Origin of the sequence: Serratia liquefaciens, from assembly GCF_027594825.1 — a bacterium.
In the GTDB taxonomy this organism is placed as follows: Bacteria; Pseudomonadota; Gammaproteobacteria; order Enterobacterales; family Enterobacteriaceae; genus Serratia; species Serratia liquefaciens_A.
This window is the reverse complement of sequence record NZ_CP088930.1, coordinates 2,003,460-2,018,789: the sequence shown is the minus strand read 5'-3', so window position 1 is coordinate 2,018,789 and position 15,330 is coordinate 2,003,460. Positions and strand designations below refer to the sequence as shown.

The following is a 15,330-nucleotide window of genomic DNA, read 5'->3' as shown; positions in this document are numbered from 1 at the left end:
TCATTTATGGTGTGAATGTTTAGGTTAAAGCAGGGCGGCGATCGCCTGACCCACCTGCTGGGTGGTGGCATCGCCATGCATGTCCGGAGTTCGTGGCCCACTGGCGATGATCTGTTCGATGGCGGCGAGAATACCGTCGTGAGCCTGGCGATAGCGCGGTTCCCCCGCACCGAGGAAGTCCAGCATCATGGCGCCGGCCCAGATCATGGCGACCGGGTTGGCAATGTTTTTGCCGAAGATATCCGGTGCGGAACCGTGTACCGGTTCGAACAGCGACGGGAAGCGGCGTTCGGGATTGAGGTTGGCCGAAGGCGCAATACCGATGGTGCCGGCGCAGGCCGGGCCAAGATCGGACAGGATATCGCCGAACAGGTTTGAAGCCACCACCACGTCGAAACGTTCGGGTTGCAGCACGAAGCGTGCGCACAGAATATCGATATGCTGCTTGTCCCAGCGAATGTCCGGATACTGCTGCGCCATAGCGGCTACGCGTTCATCCCAATACGGCATGCTGATCGCCATACCGTTGGATTTTGTGGCGGCGGTAAGCGTTTTACGCGGGCGTTGTTGCGCCAGCTCAAAAGCGTATTTCAAAATGCGGTCGACGCCGTGGCGGGTGAACACCGACTCCTGGATCACCATTTCACGTTCGGTGCCTTCAAACATCCGACCGCCGAGCGACGAGTACTCCCCTTCGGTATTTTCACGCACCACGTAAAAATCGATATCGCCCGGTTTTTTGTGCGCCAGCGGGCAGGGGACGCCGGGGAACAAGCGCACCGGACGCAGGTTGACGTACTGATCGAAATCGCGACGGAATTTCAGCAACGACCCCCACAGCGAGACATGGTCCGGCACCTTGTCCGGCCAGCCGACGGCACCAAAATAGACCGCGTCGAAGCCTTGCAGTTGCTCAAGCCCATCGTCCGGCATCATCTTGCCGTGCTGCAGGTAATAGTCGCAGCTGGCCCATTCGAAGGTTTCAAATTCCAGGGACAAATCCCAACGCGCGGCAGCGGCCTGCAACACCCGAATGCCTTCCGGCATCACTTCCTGGCCAATACCGTCTCCCGGTATGGCGGCGATTTTATAGCTTTTGCACATAGGATCTCACTTGTGAAGAGGGGCGATTGACATCCCTTTCATCCTATAATTGACTAACTGTTAATCAATACTGCAAACGGTGAAACATAAAACACGAATCATGAATAATCTGCCTATTCTGAGTGACCTGCGGGTGTTTGTGCTGGTGGCGCGGCGCGCCGGGTTTGCCGCCGCTGCCGACGAGCTGGGGGTTTCACCGGCATTCATCAGCAAACGCATCGCGCTGCTGGAAAAGGCGCTGGAGGTCACGTTGCTGCATCGCACTACGCGGCGGGTGGCAATCACCGAAGATGGCGAACGCATTTACGAGTGGGCGCAGCGCATTCTCAACGACGTCGATCAAATGATGGATGAGCTTTCCGACGCCCGTCAGGCACCGCAGGGCACGCTGCGCATTGTCAGCAGCTTCGGTTTCGGTCGGCGTTTTGTCGGCCCGGCACTGTCGGCGCTGGCGCTGCAGTACCCGGCACTGGAGCTGCGGCTGGACGTTTCCGATCGGCTGGTGGATTTGGTTAGCGAAGGTTTTGATCTGGATATCCGCATCGGTGATGACATTGCTCCCAATCTGATCGCCCGTAAGCTGGCGCAGAACCAGCGTATCCTGTGCGCCTCTCCGGAATACCTGCAGCGTTGCGGCACACCCAAGAACCTGAGTGAGCTGTCCGGACGCGCTTGCCTGGCGATCAAGGAGCGCGACCATCCTTTTGGCCTGTGGCGGCTGCAGGGGCCGCAGGGGGAGGAGGCGGTAAAGGTGACCGGCGGGCTGTCGTCCAACAACGGTGAAATCGTGCATCAATGGTGCCTGGATGGGCAGGGCGTGGCGCTGCGCTCCTTCTGGGACGTGCGGGAGAGCATTGAAAACGGCTGGCTGGTGCATATTCTGCCGGATTACTACCAGCCGGCGGATATTTGGGCGGTGTACGTTTCGCGCCTGGCGACCTCGGCCAAGGTGCGGGTGACGGTCGAATTTTTGCGCGATTATTTCCGCCAGCACTATGGCGAAGCCTCGTTGTTGTCGGAATACCTGGCGCGTCGCTAGGGGAGGAGGCGGCAAAAGTGTGCGCCAGATCATTTTATTCCCGCAAAGTGTCGATCAGTTGTCAGGCGAGCTGTCGCATCTGTTCCTTTTGGCAAAACTTTGGTTTATGCTCAGCTGAAGCGTTTCAGTTGTGTCGGTATTCAACAGAAATACCGGAGTGAAGGTGATGAAAGCGCGTCTGATGAAATGAATAATGCGACGTGACGATTCACAGCAGGCGGTGCGCTAAAGTACTCTATGCGGGTTAGCTTGATCGGATAACCCATCAGCGCCCTCTCTGGTACGGTGAGCCTGCCCGGTGGGAGAAGGCCCTTTTTCAGGAGCAGCATGACAATCCGCATAGCGATTAACGGCTTTGGCCGCATCGGCCGCAGCGTTTTACGCGCACTGTATGAATCGGGACGAAGAGCGGAAATTTCCGTGGTGGCGATCAACGAATTGGCGAACGCCGAGGGGATGGCCCACCTGCTGAAATACGACTCCAGCCATGGCCGTTTTGCCTGGGATGTTCGCCAGGAATGCGACATGTTGACCGTCGGGGACGATACCATTCGTTTGCTGCATCAGCCGACGGTGGAACAGCTTCCCTGGGGCGAGTTGGGCGTTGACGTGGTGCTGGACTGCAGCGGCGTGTACGGCAGTCGGGCGGATGGCGAGGCCCATCTGGCGGCGGGGGCGAAGAAAGTGTTGTTCGCTCACCCCGGCGGCAACGATCTGGACGCCACCATCGTGTTTGGCGTCAACCATCAGACGCTGCTGGCAGAACACCGCATCGTGTCCAATGCGTCATGCACCACCAACTGCATTATTCCGGTGATCAAGCTGCTGGACGATGCCTTCAGCATCGAATCGGGCACGGTGACCACCATTCACTCTTCGATGAACGATCAGCCGGTGATTGACGCCTATCACCAGGATTTGCGGCGCACCCGCGCGGCGAGCCAGTCGATTATTCCGGTCGACACCAAGCTGGCCGCCGGTATTACCCGCGTTTTTCCGCAATTTTGCGATCGTTTCGAAGCGATTTCCGTACGTGTACCGACCATCAACGTGACGGCCATCGATCTCAGCGTCAGCGTCAGTTCGGCGGTGAAAGTGGCAGAGGTCAACCAGCTGTTGCAAATGGCCGCACGGGGATCTTTTCGTGGTATAGTTGACTATACGGAACTACCATTAGTCTCGATCGATTTTAACCATGACCCGCACAGCGCTATCGTCGACGGTACGCAGACTCGGGTCAGCGGACAACACCTGATCAAGACCTTGGTCTGGTGTGATAATGAATGGGGCTTTGCCAACCGGATGTTGGATACAACACGGGCAATGGCCGCAAGCGGTTTCTAGTACGGCGGCATCGGCACTGGCCGGTGCGCCGCTCAGGCAACTTTATAGAGAATCAACCAAGAGGGTTCACCATGTCTGTAATTAACATGTCCGATCTGGATCTGGCAGGTAAACGCGTTCTGATCCGCTCCGATCTGAACGTTCCAGTGAAAGACGGTAAAGTGACTTCCGATGCACGTATCCGTGCCTCCCTGCCGACTATTGAAGCTGCGCTGAAACAAGGCGCCCGCGTGATGGTAACTTCCCACCTGGGCCGTCCTACCGAAGGCGAGTACAACGAAGAATTCTCCCTGCTGCCTGTTGTCAACTATCTGAAAGACCACCTGAAAAACCCGGTACGTCTGGCTAAAGACTACCTGGATGGCGTTGATGTTGCAGAAGGCGAGCTGGTAGTGCTGGAAAACGTCCGTTTCAACAAGGGCGAGAAAAAAGACGACGAAACCCTTTCCAAGAAATATGCGGCACTGTGTGACGTGTATGTGATGGACGCCTTCGGCACCGCACACCGCGCGCAGGCTTCCACCCACGGTGTGGGCAAGTTCGCTCCTGTTGCCTGTGCCGGCCCGCTGCTGTCCGCAGAGCTGGAAGCGCTGGGTAAAGCACTGGGCAACCCTGCCCGTCCGATGGTTGCCATCGTGGGCGGTTCTAAAGTTTCCACCAAACTGACCGTACTGGATTCCCTGTCCAAAATCGCCGATCAGCTGATCGTCGGTGGTGGCATCGCCAACACCTTCGTGGCGGCGCAGGGTAACAACGTGGGCCAGTCTCTGTATGAACCTGATCTGATCGACAACGCCAAGAAACTGCTGGAAACCTGCGACATTCCGGTTCCGACCGACGTGCGCGTGGCGACCGAGTTCTCTGAAAACGCGGTTGCGACCGTGAAACAGGCGAACGAAATTCAGGACAACGAGCAAATTCTGGATATGGGCGACGTCTCAGCCGAGCGTCTGGCCGTTATCCTGAAGAACGCCAAAACCATTCTGTGGAATGGCCCGGTTGGCGTATTCGAGTTCCCTAACTTCCGTCGGGGCACCGAAATTGTCGCTCGCGCTATCGCAGACAGCGAAGCCTTCTCTATCGCAGGCGGCGGCGACACCCTGGCAGCAATCGACCTGTTCGGCATTGCTGACAAGATTTCCTACATCTCAACCGGCGGCGGCGCCTTCCTGGAGTTCGTGGAAGGTAAAGCGTTACCGGCGGTTGTGATGCTGGAAGAGCGCGCTAAGCAGTAATTCAGACAACGGGAGGCGAAAGCCGCCCGTTTGTTTTATACCGCGCGGCACAACGCGGCGCGGCATGAAAAAATCGATTTACATCCATCTACGGCCGACGAAACAGGACAAAGTAACATGTCTAAAATTTTTGATTTCGTAAAACCGGGTGTCATCACTGGTGATGACGTTCAGAAAGTATTCGCAGTAGCTAAAGAGAACAACTTTGCTCTGCCAGCAGTGAACTGCGTAGGTACCGACTCCATCAACGCCGTGCTGGAAACAGCGGCGAAGGTGCGTGCTCCGGTCATCGTACAGTTCTCTAACGGCGGTGCCGCGTTCATCGCCGGTAAAGGCGTGAAGACTGACGTTCCTCAGGGTGCAGCAATTCTGGGCGCTATCTCTGGTGCACATCATGTTCACCAGTTGGCTGAGCATTACGGCGTGCCGGTTATTCTGCACACCGACCACTGTGCGAAGAAACTGCTGCCATGGCTGGACGGCCTGCTGGACGCCGGCGAGAAACACTTCGCGGCCACCGGTAAGCCACTGTTCTCTTCTCACATGATCGACCTGTCTGAAGAGTCCCTGGAAGAAAACATCGAAATTTGCAGCAAATACCTGACTCGCATGGCGAAACTGGGTATGACTCTGGAAATCGAACTGGGCTGCACCGGCGGTGAAGAAGATGGCGTGGACAACAGCCATATGGACGCATCCGCTCTGTACACCCAACCGGAAGACGTGGCTTACGCGTACGAAAAACTGAACGCCATCAGCCCACGCTTCACCATCGCGGCGTCCTTCGGTAACGTGCACGGCGTATACAAGCCAGGCAACGTTAAACTGACTCCGACCATCCTGCGCGATTCTCAGGACTACGTGTCCAAGAAATTCAATCTGCCGCACAACAGCCTGAACTTCGTGTTCCACGGCGGTTCCGGTTCTACCGACGCAGAGATCAAAGAATCCGTAGGTTACGGCGTGATCAAAATGAACATCGATACCGATACCCAATGGGCAACCTGGGACGGTATCCTGCAGTACTACAAAGCGAACGAAGCTTACCTGCAGGGCCAGTTGGGCAACCCGAAAGGCGCCGACCAGCCGAACAAGAAATACTACGATCCACGCGTATGGCTGCGTTCAGCCCAGACTTCCATGATTACTCGTCTGGAACAGGCTTTCAAAGATCTGAACGCAGTAGACGTTCTGTAATCTCGGTTAGCTGTTAGTCATATTGAAAGGCTCCCTTTGCGGGGAGCCTTTTTCGTTGTTAGCCCAACAGGCTGGCGCCGACGTTGATTGACAGCCCCAGGATCACCAGATTGAAGACAAAGGAAATCACCGATTGCAGCAGAGCGACTTTGCGCACTTCGGCCGCACCAACGGCCACGTCTGCGGTTTGCGAGGCCACCGCGATGGTGAACGAGAAATAGGCAAAGTCCCAATAGGTCGGCTCTTTAAGCTCGCCGGGAAACAGCAGGGGCAGCGGATCCTGCTGTGCGCCCTGACGATAAAACTGATGAGCATAGTGCATGGTAAATGCCGTGGGCAGCAGTAACCAGGACACCACCAGCGTCGCGCCCGTCAGCGCCAGATGCAACGTCTTCAGCGAGTCGCTGACCTGTTTGGCGGTGCTCAGCTCAAACAGAATGGACAAAATGCTCACCAGACAGCCGATGCTGACCAGTGCCAGCACCATACTGGCGCTCTCATCCTGTGCACGCGCCAGTTGGCGGATGTGCTTTGGCGTGCTGATCAGCATCAGTCGCCAGAGAAACAGCAGGTAGCACCAGGCCAAAACGTTCCAGCCAAGCATCAGCCGCTGCAGCTCAGAAAGCGTGGCGGGCAGCAGCAGGTAGCACAAGATGCCCGCGCCGACGGACAGCAGCAGCCTTGGCCGAACCTGCCAGTAGTGTTTGATTGACGATGGAATGTGCATAACCGATGAAGTTCCTTATCGTTATAAAGGCGATAGCGCTGTGTTCAGCATAGAAGAAGCGTGGCGGCAGTTTGGCTATTTTTGACGCTTACGGTTGGCATGCGGTGGAAATGTTGGTTAACCTAAGGCGGTGGTTTCCGACTGACGGCTGATGTCAGTTTTTTTTGCGAGTTTATCCCCTTAGGGACAAGTTAGGACGACACGAATGAAAGATCTGAATGTAGTAGACGGCATTAATGGTGCCGGTAACTGGCTGGTGAAGAACCAGGACTTATTGATTCAGTACGCGGTGAACATCGTCGCGGCTATCGTTATTTTCATCATTGGTTCGATCATTGCCCGCGTAGTCAGCAATGCGTTAAACCGGGTGATGAAGCTGCGCGGTATCGACGCTACGGTTGCCGACTTCCTGTCTGCCATGGCGCGTTACGGCATTCTGGCCTTCACCTTTATCGCAGTGCTGGGGCGCGTTGGCGTGCAGACCACGTCGGTAATCGCCGTATTGGGTGCCGCAGGTTTGGCCGTTGGCCTGGCGCTGCAGGGCTCGCTGTCCAACTTCGCTGCCGGGGTACTGTTAGTGGCTTTCCGTCCGCTGCGTGCCGGTGAATATGTCGATCTGGGCGGCGTGGCCGGTACCGTCGACCAGGTTCAGATTTTCTCCACCACGCTGCGTACCGCAGACAACAAAACCATCGTGGTGCCGAACGGCAAAATCATTGCCGGCAACATCATCAACTACTCCCGCGAGCCAAACCGCCGCGTAGACATCGTAGTTGGCGTGGCTTATAACGCCGATATCGATGTGGTGAAAAAAGTGTTGGGCGATGTGATCGCCGCCGACAAACGCATCATGCACGCCAAAGGCGTAACCGTACGCTTGAACGAGATGGCGCCATCTTCACTGAACTTTGTCACCCGTTCCTGGACCACCAACGCGGAATACTGGAACGTATACTTCGATCTGATGGAGAACTTCAAGCGCGCGCTGGATGCCAACAATATCGGCATTCCGTTCCCGCAGATGGATGTTCATCTGTACCGCACCGAAGACGCGGCTACCGCGAAAGCGGAATAAAGCAGAAGAAGAGAAAAGGGGCCTCGGCCCCTTTTTTTATTGCCGGCCGAGGCTGTATCCTGCGGATGTCGCCCCGGCTTTTTCGTTTTTTCAGTTTGATAACGCGGAGTCTGGCGCAGGGGCGCGGCGGTTCACGCTGAGCCGGTAGAGCAGGAAAATAGCCGCAGAGCCCACCAGTACCGGCAGCGCCAGCCAGATGAAGAACATCTCCGACGTTCCTGCCGCGACGATCATCCAGGCGCCAAGCATTGAACCGACGATCGAGCCGAAGCGACCGCTCGCCATCGCCCAACTGACCCCTGTGACGCGAGCGGCGGTAGGGTAAAGGGTAGCGGAGACCAGATTCAGGCCGTTCTGCGCCCCGGCCACGCCGAAACCGATGAGAAAGACGGTGACCGCCAGCGTATAGGCGTCCCCCATCAGATAACCGGTAGCGCCAATCACCAGCGCGGCCCCCAGGTACGACAGGGCCAACACCCGGTAGGGGCCGACGCGGTCCATCAGCAGTGCCATAAGGATGGCACCGAGGGTTCCGCCCAGCGGCACCATCGCACCGATGCGCGATGCGTGGACGATATCGTAACCGGTATCCTTGAGGATGCTCGGCAGCCAACTGGTGAGCAGATAAAACACAAACAACGAGCAGAAGAATGCTACCCACAGCAGCAAGGTGCGCACTGCGCGACCTTCGATGAACAGGTGGGAGATTGGCGATCTGGCTAGCGCGGGGCGTTCATCATCGATAATCGTCACGCCCGCCCAACTTTTGCCGGTGATGCGCTCGACCACCTGGCGCAGGCTATCGGCATGTTTCGGGCTGGCAGTCATAAAGCGCGCTGACTCGGGCATCTGCCAGGCCAGTAACGGCAACAGCAATAATGGCGCGATGCCGCCGAGCATCAGCAGGCCACGCCAGCCGAAGGCCGGAATAATTTGTCCGGCAAGTATGCCGCCCAGCGCCAGACCGGCGGTGAAACCGCTCCAGCTGAGGGTGACCATGATCATCCGCCGACGCGCGGGCGAGTATTCCGAGCTCAAGGTGATACAGGTGGGCATCGCTCCTCCCAAACCGATACCGGTGATTAAACGCAGTAGGGTCAACGACTCGATTGAGCTGGTGTAGGCCGAGGCCAGAGTGCCTCCGCCAAAGATCAGTATGGAGGCAAGCAGCACGCGCTTGCGCCCTATGGCATCGGCAACCGGGCCGAAGATCAGGCTGCCGAGCAGCAGCCCGAACAATCCCGCGCCAAACGCCGGCGATAACTGCGCAGGCAGCAGCTGCCACTCCTCGCGTAACGCCGGGGCAATATAGCCGATGATTGCGGTGTCAAAACCGTCCAGCAGGACAATCAGGAAACACAGAGTAAGGATCAGGATCTGATAGGGCGAGATTTTCGCGTTGTCGATGATCTCGCTGATACGAGCGGTGTTTTGGCTCATGGGGGTTCCACTTTAATTAGGCTTGTGTGGAGCTGGCTGGAGGGCTGTGCAGGCGTCAGGCTCTTGCTGAAACGGGCCTGAACCAAAGCCGCTGTGGCTGGCAGGGTGCAGAAAGTCTGAGTATACACCAGAGCCGGGGGCTTGCAGCGATGCGCTGAGATGAGCCGTTCTGTTTCAGACAAAACGGCTTAAATTCTCTCGCTCTCAGAACGGGCTGGCATTATGGGCTTTGATCTTTTCTTCACTGACAGGATGAACGAAATGCAGTTCGCTGGCGTGCAGCATCAATCGCGGCGTCCCTTCGGTGCCTGGCAGCAGACGGCCGCCATACAGATCACAGCCCAAAATAGGGTGGCCCAACTGCCGGCAGTGGATACGCAGTTGATGGGTTCGCCCGGTCTCCGGCATTAACTGTACCCGCGTCAACGGCAGTAACGTCCCGTCTTTCAACTCGCGATAAGTGCGTTCAACGACCCGATAGCGTGAGCGAGCGGGCTTGCCGTGGATTGAGCAAATCGACATCAGCGGGAACAGCGTCGGGTCTTTGGCAATCGCGGCATCTATCACCCCTTCGTCGTCGTTCAGGTGCCCGCAGAGCAATGCGCTGTACACCTTGGTGACAGTACGCTGACTGAACTGTTGGCAAAGGGCGGCATTGATCGCTTTATTACGCGCTATCACCATCAGCCCGGAAGTGCCGAAATCAAGGCGGTGGACCAGCGTACAGCCGGGAAATAGCTGCACCAGCCGATGATGCACCGAATCGAGATTTTGCGGATTTTTCCCCGAGAGGCTTAGCAGCCCGGCGGGTTTATTGATAAGCACCAGACTCTCGTCCTGATACAGCGTTTCTATCTGGTCATGGCACGGCGGGGCAATAAAGGTATCGATAATCTTAGACATCAGGCTGCCCGGCGGGAAAGTGGGAGCGGATAATAACGAATTTTTGGCCGCCAGTCAGTTGTCGCCGCCCGGCGCATTGTTAAAGGATGATCAATGGCTAACCCGGCAAAGGGGCTTTCACCAGACGCCGAACGGCGTCTGGCTGCCAAAAGGATGACTGAAAGGCGTTGCCGACTTATTGCCCGTAGTAGGCATTTTTGCCGTGTTTGCGCAGGTAATGTTTATCCAGCAGCGCCGGTTGCATGCTGTGAATGCCCGGTGTCAGCTGACGTGAAAAAATCCCCATATAGGCAATTTCTTCCAGCACCACTGCGTTATGCACCGCGCTGTGCGCGTCCTTGCCCCAGGCGAACGGCCCGTGCGAATTGACCAATACTGCCGGAATGGCGTTCGGATTGATGCCGCGACGGCGGAAGGTATCGATAATGACCTTGCCGGTTTCCAGCTCGTATTCATGCTCAATTTCGTCTTCGGTCATCAGGCGGGTGCAGGGAATGGCTCCGTAGAAGTAATCGGCATGGGTGGTACCCCAGGCGGGGATATCCAATCCTGCCTGCGCCCAGATGGTAGCGTGGCGCGAATGGGTGTGAACGATACCGCCAATGTCGGCGAATTCACGGTACAGCGCCAGGTGAGTGGCGGTATCGGAGGAGGGCTTTTTGGTGCCCTCGACGGTATGCCCCTTGGCGAGATCAACCACCACCATGTCCTCGACGGTCATGTGTTCATATTCCACGCCGGAAGGCTTGATCACCACCAGCCCGCGTTCGCGATCCACGGCGCTGACGTTACCCCAGGTGAAGGTCACCAGGTTATGGCGCGGCAGGTCCAGGTTGGCTTCCAGCACCTGTTGTTTAAGCTGCGGCAGCGTTAGCATGTCATACCCCCTTGTTGCATTTTCTGTTCGATCCAGCGGCGCGCCTGCACGATCTCGGCCACCGGCTCTTCGGCTTTTTCGGTCCACATTTCAATCAGGAAAGCACCGCGGTAGTTAAGCTGTTTCAGGGTGCGGAATACGGCGACGAAGTCGACGCAGCCTTCGCCAAACGGCACGTCGCGAAACTGCCCCGGCGAGCTATCAGTAACCGGGTAAGTGTCTTTCAAATGGATGGCCGCGATGCGGTCAATACCCAGCGCCAACTCCTGCGCCACGTCATTGCCCCAGGCGCTAAGATTGCCGACGTCCGGATAGACCGTGAACCAGGGGGAGGCCAGGCAGGTGTCCCAAGCCTTCCATTTGCTGATGGAGTTCATAAAGGCGGTGTCCATGATCTCGACCGCCAGCATCACCTGCGCTGCGGCGGCGCGCTCGACCGCCCACTGCATCCCTTCGGTGAAGCGGGCGAGGGTGCTTTCGTCCTGTGGCTCGTAATAGACGTCATAACCGGCGAGCTGAATGGTGCGGATGCCGACGTCCTTCGCCAGTTGAATCGCCTGTTCCATCATCTCGAAGGCACGCTGACGCAGCGCATCGTCATGGCTGCCGAAGGGAAAGCGGCGATGACCGGACAGGCACATCGACGGGATGCTGATGCCGGTTTCCAGCATGGCGCTGACCAACGACAACCGCTGCTCCTTGCTCCAACTCAGACGCGCCAACCGTTCGTCGCTTTCATCCACCGACATTTCGACAAAATCAAAACCGCAGGCCTTGGCCAGCGCCAGCCGCTCGGGCCAGGTCAGGTGCTTCGGCAAGGCTTTTTCATAAATTCCCAAGGGGTGCTGACGCATATCAACTTCTCCAGATGTCATCAATGGCCGAGCGGAAGTGTCCGGCGGCGGCCAGCGGATCGACAGCCTCTGCCAGTGCTCTGCCGACGATAAAAGCGGTCACGGCGATGTCTTTAAACAGCGGCAAATCGGTCGGCGTGATACCGCCGGTCACCGACAGCTCAATACCCAGATCCGACAAGGCCTTCATCAGATCCAAATCTTGATGGCTCCAGGTTTGCCCGCTGGCCTGCGCGTCGCGGCCACGGTGGTATATCGCCTGGCGAATACCGAGGTCGCGCCACTGTTGGGCATCCTCCAACGTCCAGCGGCCGAACAGCTCAATCTGGATCTCGCCCTGGTGTCGTTGCGCCACCTCCAACGCACTGGCCATGGTGGCCAATGGGGCGGCGCAAATGACGGTCATCCAGTTGGCACCGTGGCCGAAGGCCTGCTGCGCCAGCGTACCGCCGGCATCGGCCACTTTCAGGTCGGCCACCAGCGTATGTTGCGGACAGCGCTCGCGCAGTGCGCTCACCGCCTGGATACCGGCGCTGATGCATAAAATGGTGCCGGCCTCGATAATGTCGACGTGCGGCTGCAGGCGTTCCGCCGTCTGCAGAGCGGCATCTAACCGGGTGTGATCGAGCGCCAGCTGCAGGCGCGGTTTATTGCTCATAAGGCCTCCTTACTGCGCGGATTGCAGCGTTTGCAGTGCCGCAACCAGCGCCTGATAGCGTTGATATTTTTTGCCGTAGGCCGCGCTTGCCGAGGCATCCGGCAGCACCCGTTCAATTCGGGGTGCCAGCTCGCGCTGGGCGGCGGTGAAGTCGCTGAATGCGCCGCTGCCGACCATGGCCGCCATCGCGGCGCCCAGGCAGCCGGTTTCTTCCACCTGCGGCAGTTCGACCGGCAGACCGCTGACGTCGGCGAACATCTGCATCCAGGGGGCGGACTTGGCTGGGCCACCGGTGACGCGCAGCGCGGTGGCCGCAGGAAAACGTTGCCGCATGCGGTTGAGATGGGTCATATGGCAGAACACCACGCCCTCGTAAATCGCCTGCACCAGGTGTTCACGCTGGTGGAAGGCCTGTAGGCCGTGGAAGCTGGCGCTCAGGCCGAGTCCGGCGTTGGAGCCATACAGGAAGGGTGCGAACAGCAGGCTGCTGTCGGCCTTTGGCAACGCCGCTACCCAGTCATTAAGTTGGGCATAGTCTTGCAGGCCCCATTGCCGGCAGAACCACTCCAGGTTGGCGGCGGAAGTGGGGCTGGCTTCGTGCACGATGTATTTGCCGGCCTCCGCGTGGCGGCCATACACAAAGGGGTGATCGAACCCGTCGGCAATGCTGTCGGTGATGCCGCTGGTGACCGACCAGGTGCCCATCACCGCATTGAGTCGGCTTTCGTCCTGCAGCCCGGCGCACAGCGCGGTGGATACCACGTCGAACAGCCCGCCAACCACCGGCGTTCCCGGCAGCAGCCCGGTCGCCGCGGCCGCGGCAGCGTTGACGCGGCCGGCGATTTCAGCGGAGCCGACGATCGGTGGCAGCGCGGGCATGATGTCGCCAATACCCAGCAACTGCGCCAGTGCCGGGTCATAGCGGCCGTCGGCCATCTGATAAAGGTTGGATTCGGAGATATTGGTTTCTTCGCAGGCCAGCTCGCCGGTGAGGCAGTGACGCAGATAATCGTGCGCCATCAACACGCTGCCAATTTGGCGATAGCGCTCCGGCTGGTGTTGCCTGACCCAGCGCAGCAGCGACACCGGGTGGCCGGTCCACAGCGTTTGTCGGGTCTGCTGGTAGAGCGCCTGCGGCACGCCCTGTTTTTGCCACTCCTGCACCAGTGTCAATGCGCGCTGATCGGAAGACAGCATGGCGTTGCCCAGCGGCAGGCCTTGTTTGTCCAATAAAAACGCGCCCTTGCCCTGCGCCGAGATGCCTATTGCCTGAATATCGCCGGCGGCGATGTTATTGCGAGCCAGCACTTCCCGGATCACTTCGGCGGCAGTGCGCCACAGCGCGGCCATATCTCGTTCCGCCCAGCCGGGCTGCGCTGCGATAATCTCCAGATTACGGCGGGCAATATCCCGCTCGGTGCCCTGACGGTCATACAACCCGGCCTTGATAAAGGTGCCGCCGCAGTCCAACCCCAGCCAATATTCCATTATTCGGCCCCCGCTTTTTGGTCGCATTTATTCGGCAACATCAGCGCCAGTACCGAAGCGATGGCCAGTGATACCGCTAGGCTGTAAACACCGGCATCCTTGCTGAACAGGCTGATCAAGACGCCGACCATGTACGGGCCGCAGAAGCCACCGAGGTTACCCAGCGCGTTGATCACGCCGCGTGCCCCACCGGCCACTTCGGCGTTAAACAGTTTGGGAGGAATGGTCCAAAACACCCCGGCGGCGGCCTGGATAAACACGCCACAGCCGACCAGCGCCGCGTAAGACCACCAGATGTGATCCTTTAACAGCACCGACAAAGCCATGCAGATGGCGAAGCAGGCCAGCGGCAATGCGACGAAAACTTTGCGTTTGCCGGTACGATCGGACAGGGTGGAGATGATCAGCATGCCGAAGATGGCGCCGATATAGGGCAGGATGGCCAGCATGCCGACCTGCTCCATGTTGCCGTTGGTCAGCCCCTTGAGAATGGTCGGCAGCCACAGGGTGTAGCCGTAGATCCCGGTTTGATAGAAGAAGTTCACCATGATCAACTGCCACATGATCTTGTCGCCCAGCACCCGGCGCAGCGAGGCGTTACGCACCGTTTTGCCTTTGATCAGCAGCTGTTCGTCATGCAACGTTTTGATCAGGTAGTCTTTTTCAGCCTGTGAAATCCACTTGGCTTCCTGCGGGCGGTTGCTGATGGTGAAATACCACAGCACCATCACCACCAGCGACAGCGCGCCTTCCACCAGGAACAGCATGCGCCAGTCCCAGGCGGTGATGATCCAGCCGGACAGCGGCGCGGTGAGAATACCGGCAATGGGCACGAACATAATCACGATGGCGTTGGCGCGGCCGCGTTCCTTGTCCGGGAACCAGTTGCTGATCATGGTCAACACCACCGGCAGCATGCCGCCCTCGGAAACGCCCAGCGCGAAACGCAGGAACAACAGCTGATATTGATTGCTGACCAGCCCGGTCAGTACCGAAATCACCGCCCAGGCCAGCAGCGACCAGCCGATGAATTTCTTGCCGTTGCCGTACACCGCCAGCTTGCCACCCGGCACCTGCAGAAACAGATAACCGATAAAGAAGATGCCGCCGGCCAGGCCGGCCATGGAGGCGGTGATGCCTAGCTCATCGTCCATGCCGCCGGGCATGGCGAAGGCAATATTCACCCGGTCCATGTAGGAGATGATGCAGGTAATAAGAATAGGCGGCACTATTCTCAACCAGCGTAATTTGGGAATGACCTGGCTGCGGCTAACGGAAACAGAGGCTGTATTCATCTATACACCTTTCGCTATTTTGTAGGGTCGGGCTTTATTGTTTTGTTTGCGTTGGGCACAAGGGCGCCCGCACCGGCCTGAGGACCGGTGTTTT

General features: G+C 58.1%; 14 protein-coding genes. 5 read left to right on the top strand and 9 right to left on the bottom strand.

The window, feature by feature from the left end:
* Positions 1–24 precede the first annotated feature (24 nt).
* The gene (locus LQ945_RS09205; RefSeq protein ID WP_270102748.1) at positions 25–1,104 is read right to left on the bottom strand and encodes a tartrate dehydrogenase; all 1,080 of its coding nucleotides are present in this window, start codon (positions 1,102–1,104) and stop codon (positions 25–27) included.
* Positions 1,105–1,183: 79 nt separating this feature from the next.
* Here LQ945_RS09205 and LQ945_RS09200 point away from each other — a divergent pair, with 79 nt between their 5' ends.
* The 4 genes from LQ945_RS09200 to fbaA all read left to right on the top strand — a co-directional run bounded on the left by LQ945_RS09200 (position 1,184) and on the right by fbaA (position 5,919).
* The gene (locus tag LQ945_RS09200; protein WP_197022796.1) at positions 1,184–2,143 is read left to right on the top strand and encodes a LysR substrate-binding domain-containing protein; all 960 of its coding nucleotides are present in this window, start codon (positions 1,184–1,186) and stop codon (positions 2,141–2,143) included.
* A gap of 327 nt (positions 2,144–2,470) precedes the next feature.
* Positions 2,471–3,487 (top strand): erythrose-4-phosphate dehydrogenase, encoded by a 1,017-nt coding sequence (gene epd, locus LQ945_RS09195; RefSeq protein ID WP_269935702.1) that lies wholly within the window; start codon positions 2,471–2,473, stop codon positions 3,485–3,487.
* Between the two features lie 71 nt (positions 3,488–3,558).
* Entirely contained in the window at positions 3,559–4,722 is a 1,164-nt protein-coding gene (gene pgk / locus LQ945_RS09190) for a phosphoglycerate kinase (RefSeq protein WP_262239658.1), read from the top strand.
* 117 nt (positions 4,723–4,839) lie between these two features.
* Positions 4,840–5,919 (top strand): class II fructose-bisphosphate aldolase, encoded by a 1,080-nt coding sequence (gene fbaA / locus LQ945_RS09185; RefSeq protein ID WP_262239657.1) that lies wholly within the window; start codon positions 4,840–4,842, stop codon positions 5,917–5,919.
* A 58-nt stretch (positions 5,920–5,977) separates the two neighbouring features.
* On the opposite strand, the gene LQ945_RS09180 is transcribed toward fbaA, so the two are convergent.
* Positions 5,978–6,646 (bottom strand): DUF1345 domain-containing protein, encoded by a 669-nt coding sequence (locus tag LQ945_RS09180; protein ID WP_044553305.1) that lies wholly within the window; start codon positions 6,644–6,646, stop codon positions 5,978–5,980.
* 205 nt (positions 6,647–6,851) lie between these two features.
* On the opposite strand from LQ945_RS09180, the gene mscS reads away from it, so the two are divergent.
* The gene (mscS, locus tag LQ945_RS09175; protein ID WP_044553303.1) at positions 6,852–7,721 is read left to right on the top strand and encodes a small-conductance mechanosensitive channel MscS; all 870 of its coding nucleotides are present in this window, start codon (positions 6,852–6,854) and stop codon (positions 7,719–7,721) included.
* Between the two features lie 90 nt (positions 7,722–7,811).
* Here mscS and LQ945_RS09170 read toward each other — a convergent pair whose 3' ends face one another.
* From LQ945_RS09170 to LQ945_RS09140, 7 genes are all read right to left on the bottom strand, one after another.
* Positions 7,812–9,161 (bottom strand): MFS transporter, encoded by a 1,350-nt coding sequence (locus tag LQ945_RS09170; protein ID WP_270102747.1) that lies wholly within the window; start codon positions 9,159–9,161, stop codon positions 7,812–7,814.
* A gap of 204 nt (positions 9,162–9,365) precedes the next feature.
* Positions 9,366–10,064: an RluA family pseudouridine synthase gene (locus LQ945_RS09165; protein WP_270102746.1), complete on the bottom strand. Its 699-nt coding sequence runs from the start codon at positions 10,062–10,064 to the stop codon at positions 9,366–9,368.
* A gap of 175 nt (positions 10,065–10,239) precedes the next feature.
* Positions 10,240–10,941, bottom strand: a complete 702-nt coding sequence (gene araD / locus LQ945_RS09160; protein ID WP_044553297.1) for an L-ribulose-5-phosphate 4-epimerase — start codon at positions 10,939–10,941, stop codon at positions 10,240–10,242.
* Positions 10,935–11,795 carry an L-ribulose-5-phosphate 3-epimerase gene (locus tag LQ945_RS09155; protein WP_270102745.1) on the bottom strand — a complete coding sequence of 287 codons (861 nt, stop codon included), beginning with the start codon at positions 11,793–11,795 and terminating at the stop codon, positions 10,935–10,937. The genes araD and LQ945_RS09155 overlap by 7 nt, the downstream gene beginning before the upstream one ends.
* A gap of 1 nt (position 11,796) precedes the next feature.
* On the bottom strand, positions 11,797–12,453 hold the full coding sequence (ulaD, locus tag LQ945_RS09150; RefSeq protein WP_270102744.1) for a 3-keto-L-gulonate-6-phosphate decarboxylase UlaD: 657 nt from the start codon (positions 12,451–12,453) through the stop codon (positions 11,797–11,799).
* A gap of 9 nt (positions 12,454–12,462) precedes the next feature.
* Positions 12,463–13,941, bottom strand: a complete 1,479-nt coding sequence (locus tag LQ945_RS09145) for an FGGY-family carbohydrate kinase (protein WP_270102743.1) — start codon at positions 13,939–13,941, stop codon at positions 12,463–12,465.
* Positions 13,941–15,236 (bottom strand): MFS transporter, encoded by a 1,296-nt coding sequence (locus tag LQ945_RS09140; protein WP_270102742.1) that lies wholly within the window; start codon positions 15,234–15,236, stop codon positions 13,941–13,943. The genes LQ945_RS09145 and LQ945_RS09140 overlap by 1 nt, the downstream gene beginning before the upstream one ends.
* Between the last annotated feature and the right edge of the window lie 94 nt (positions 15,237–15,330).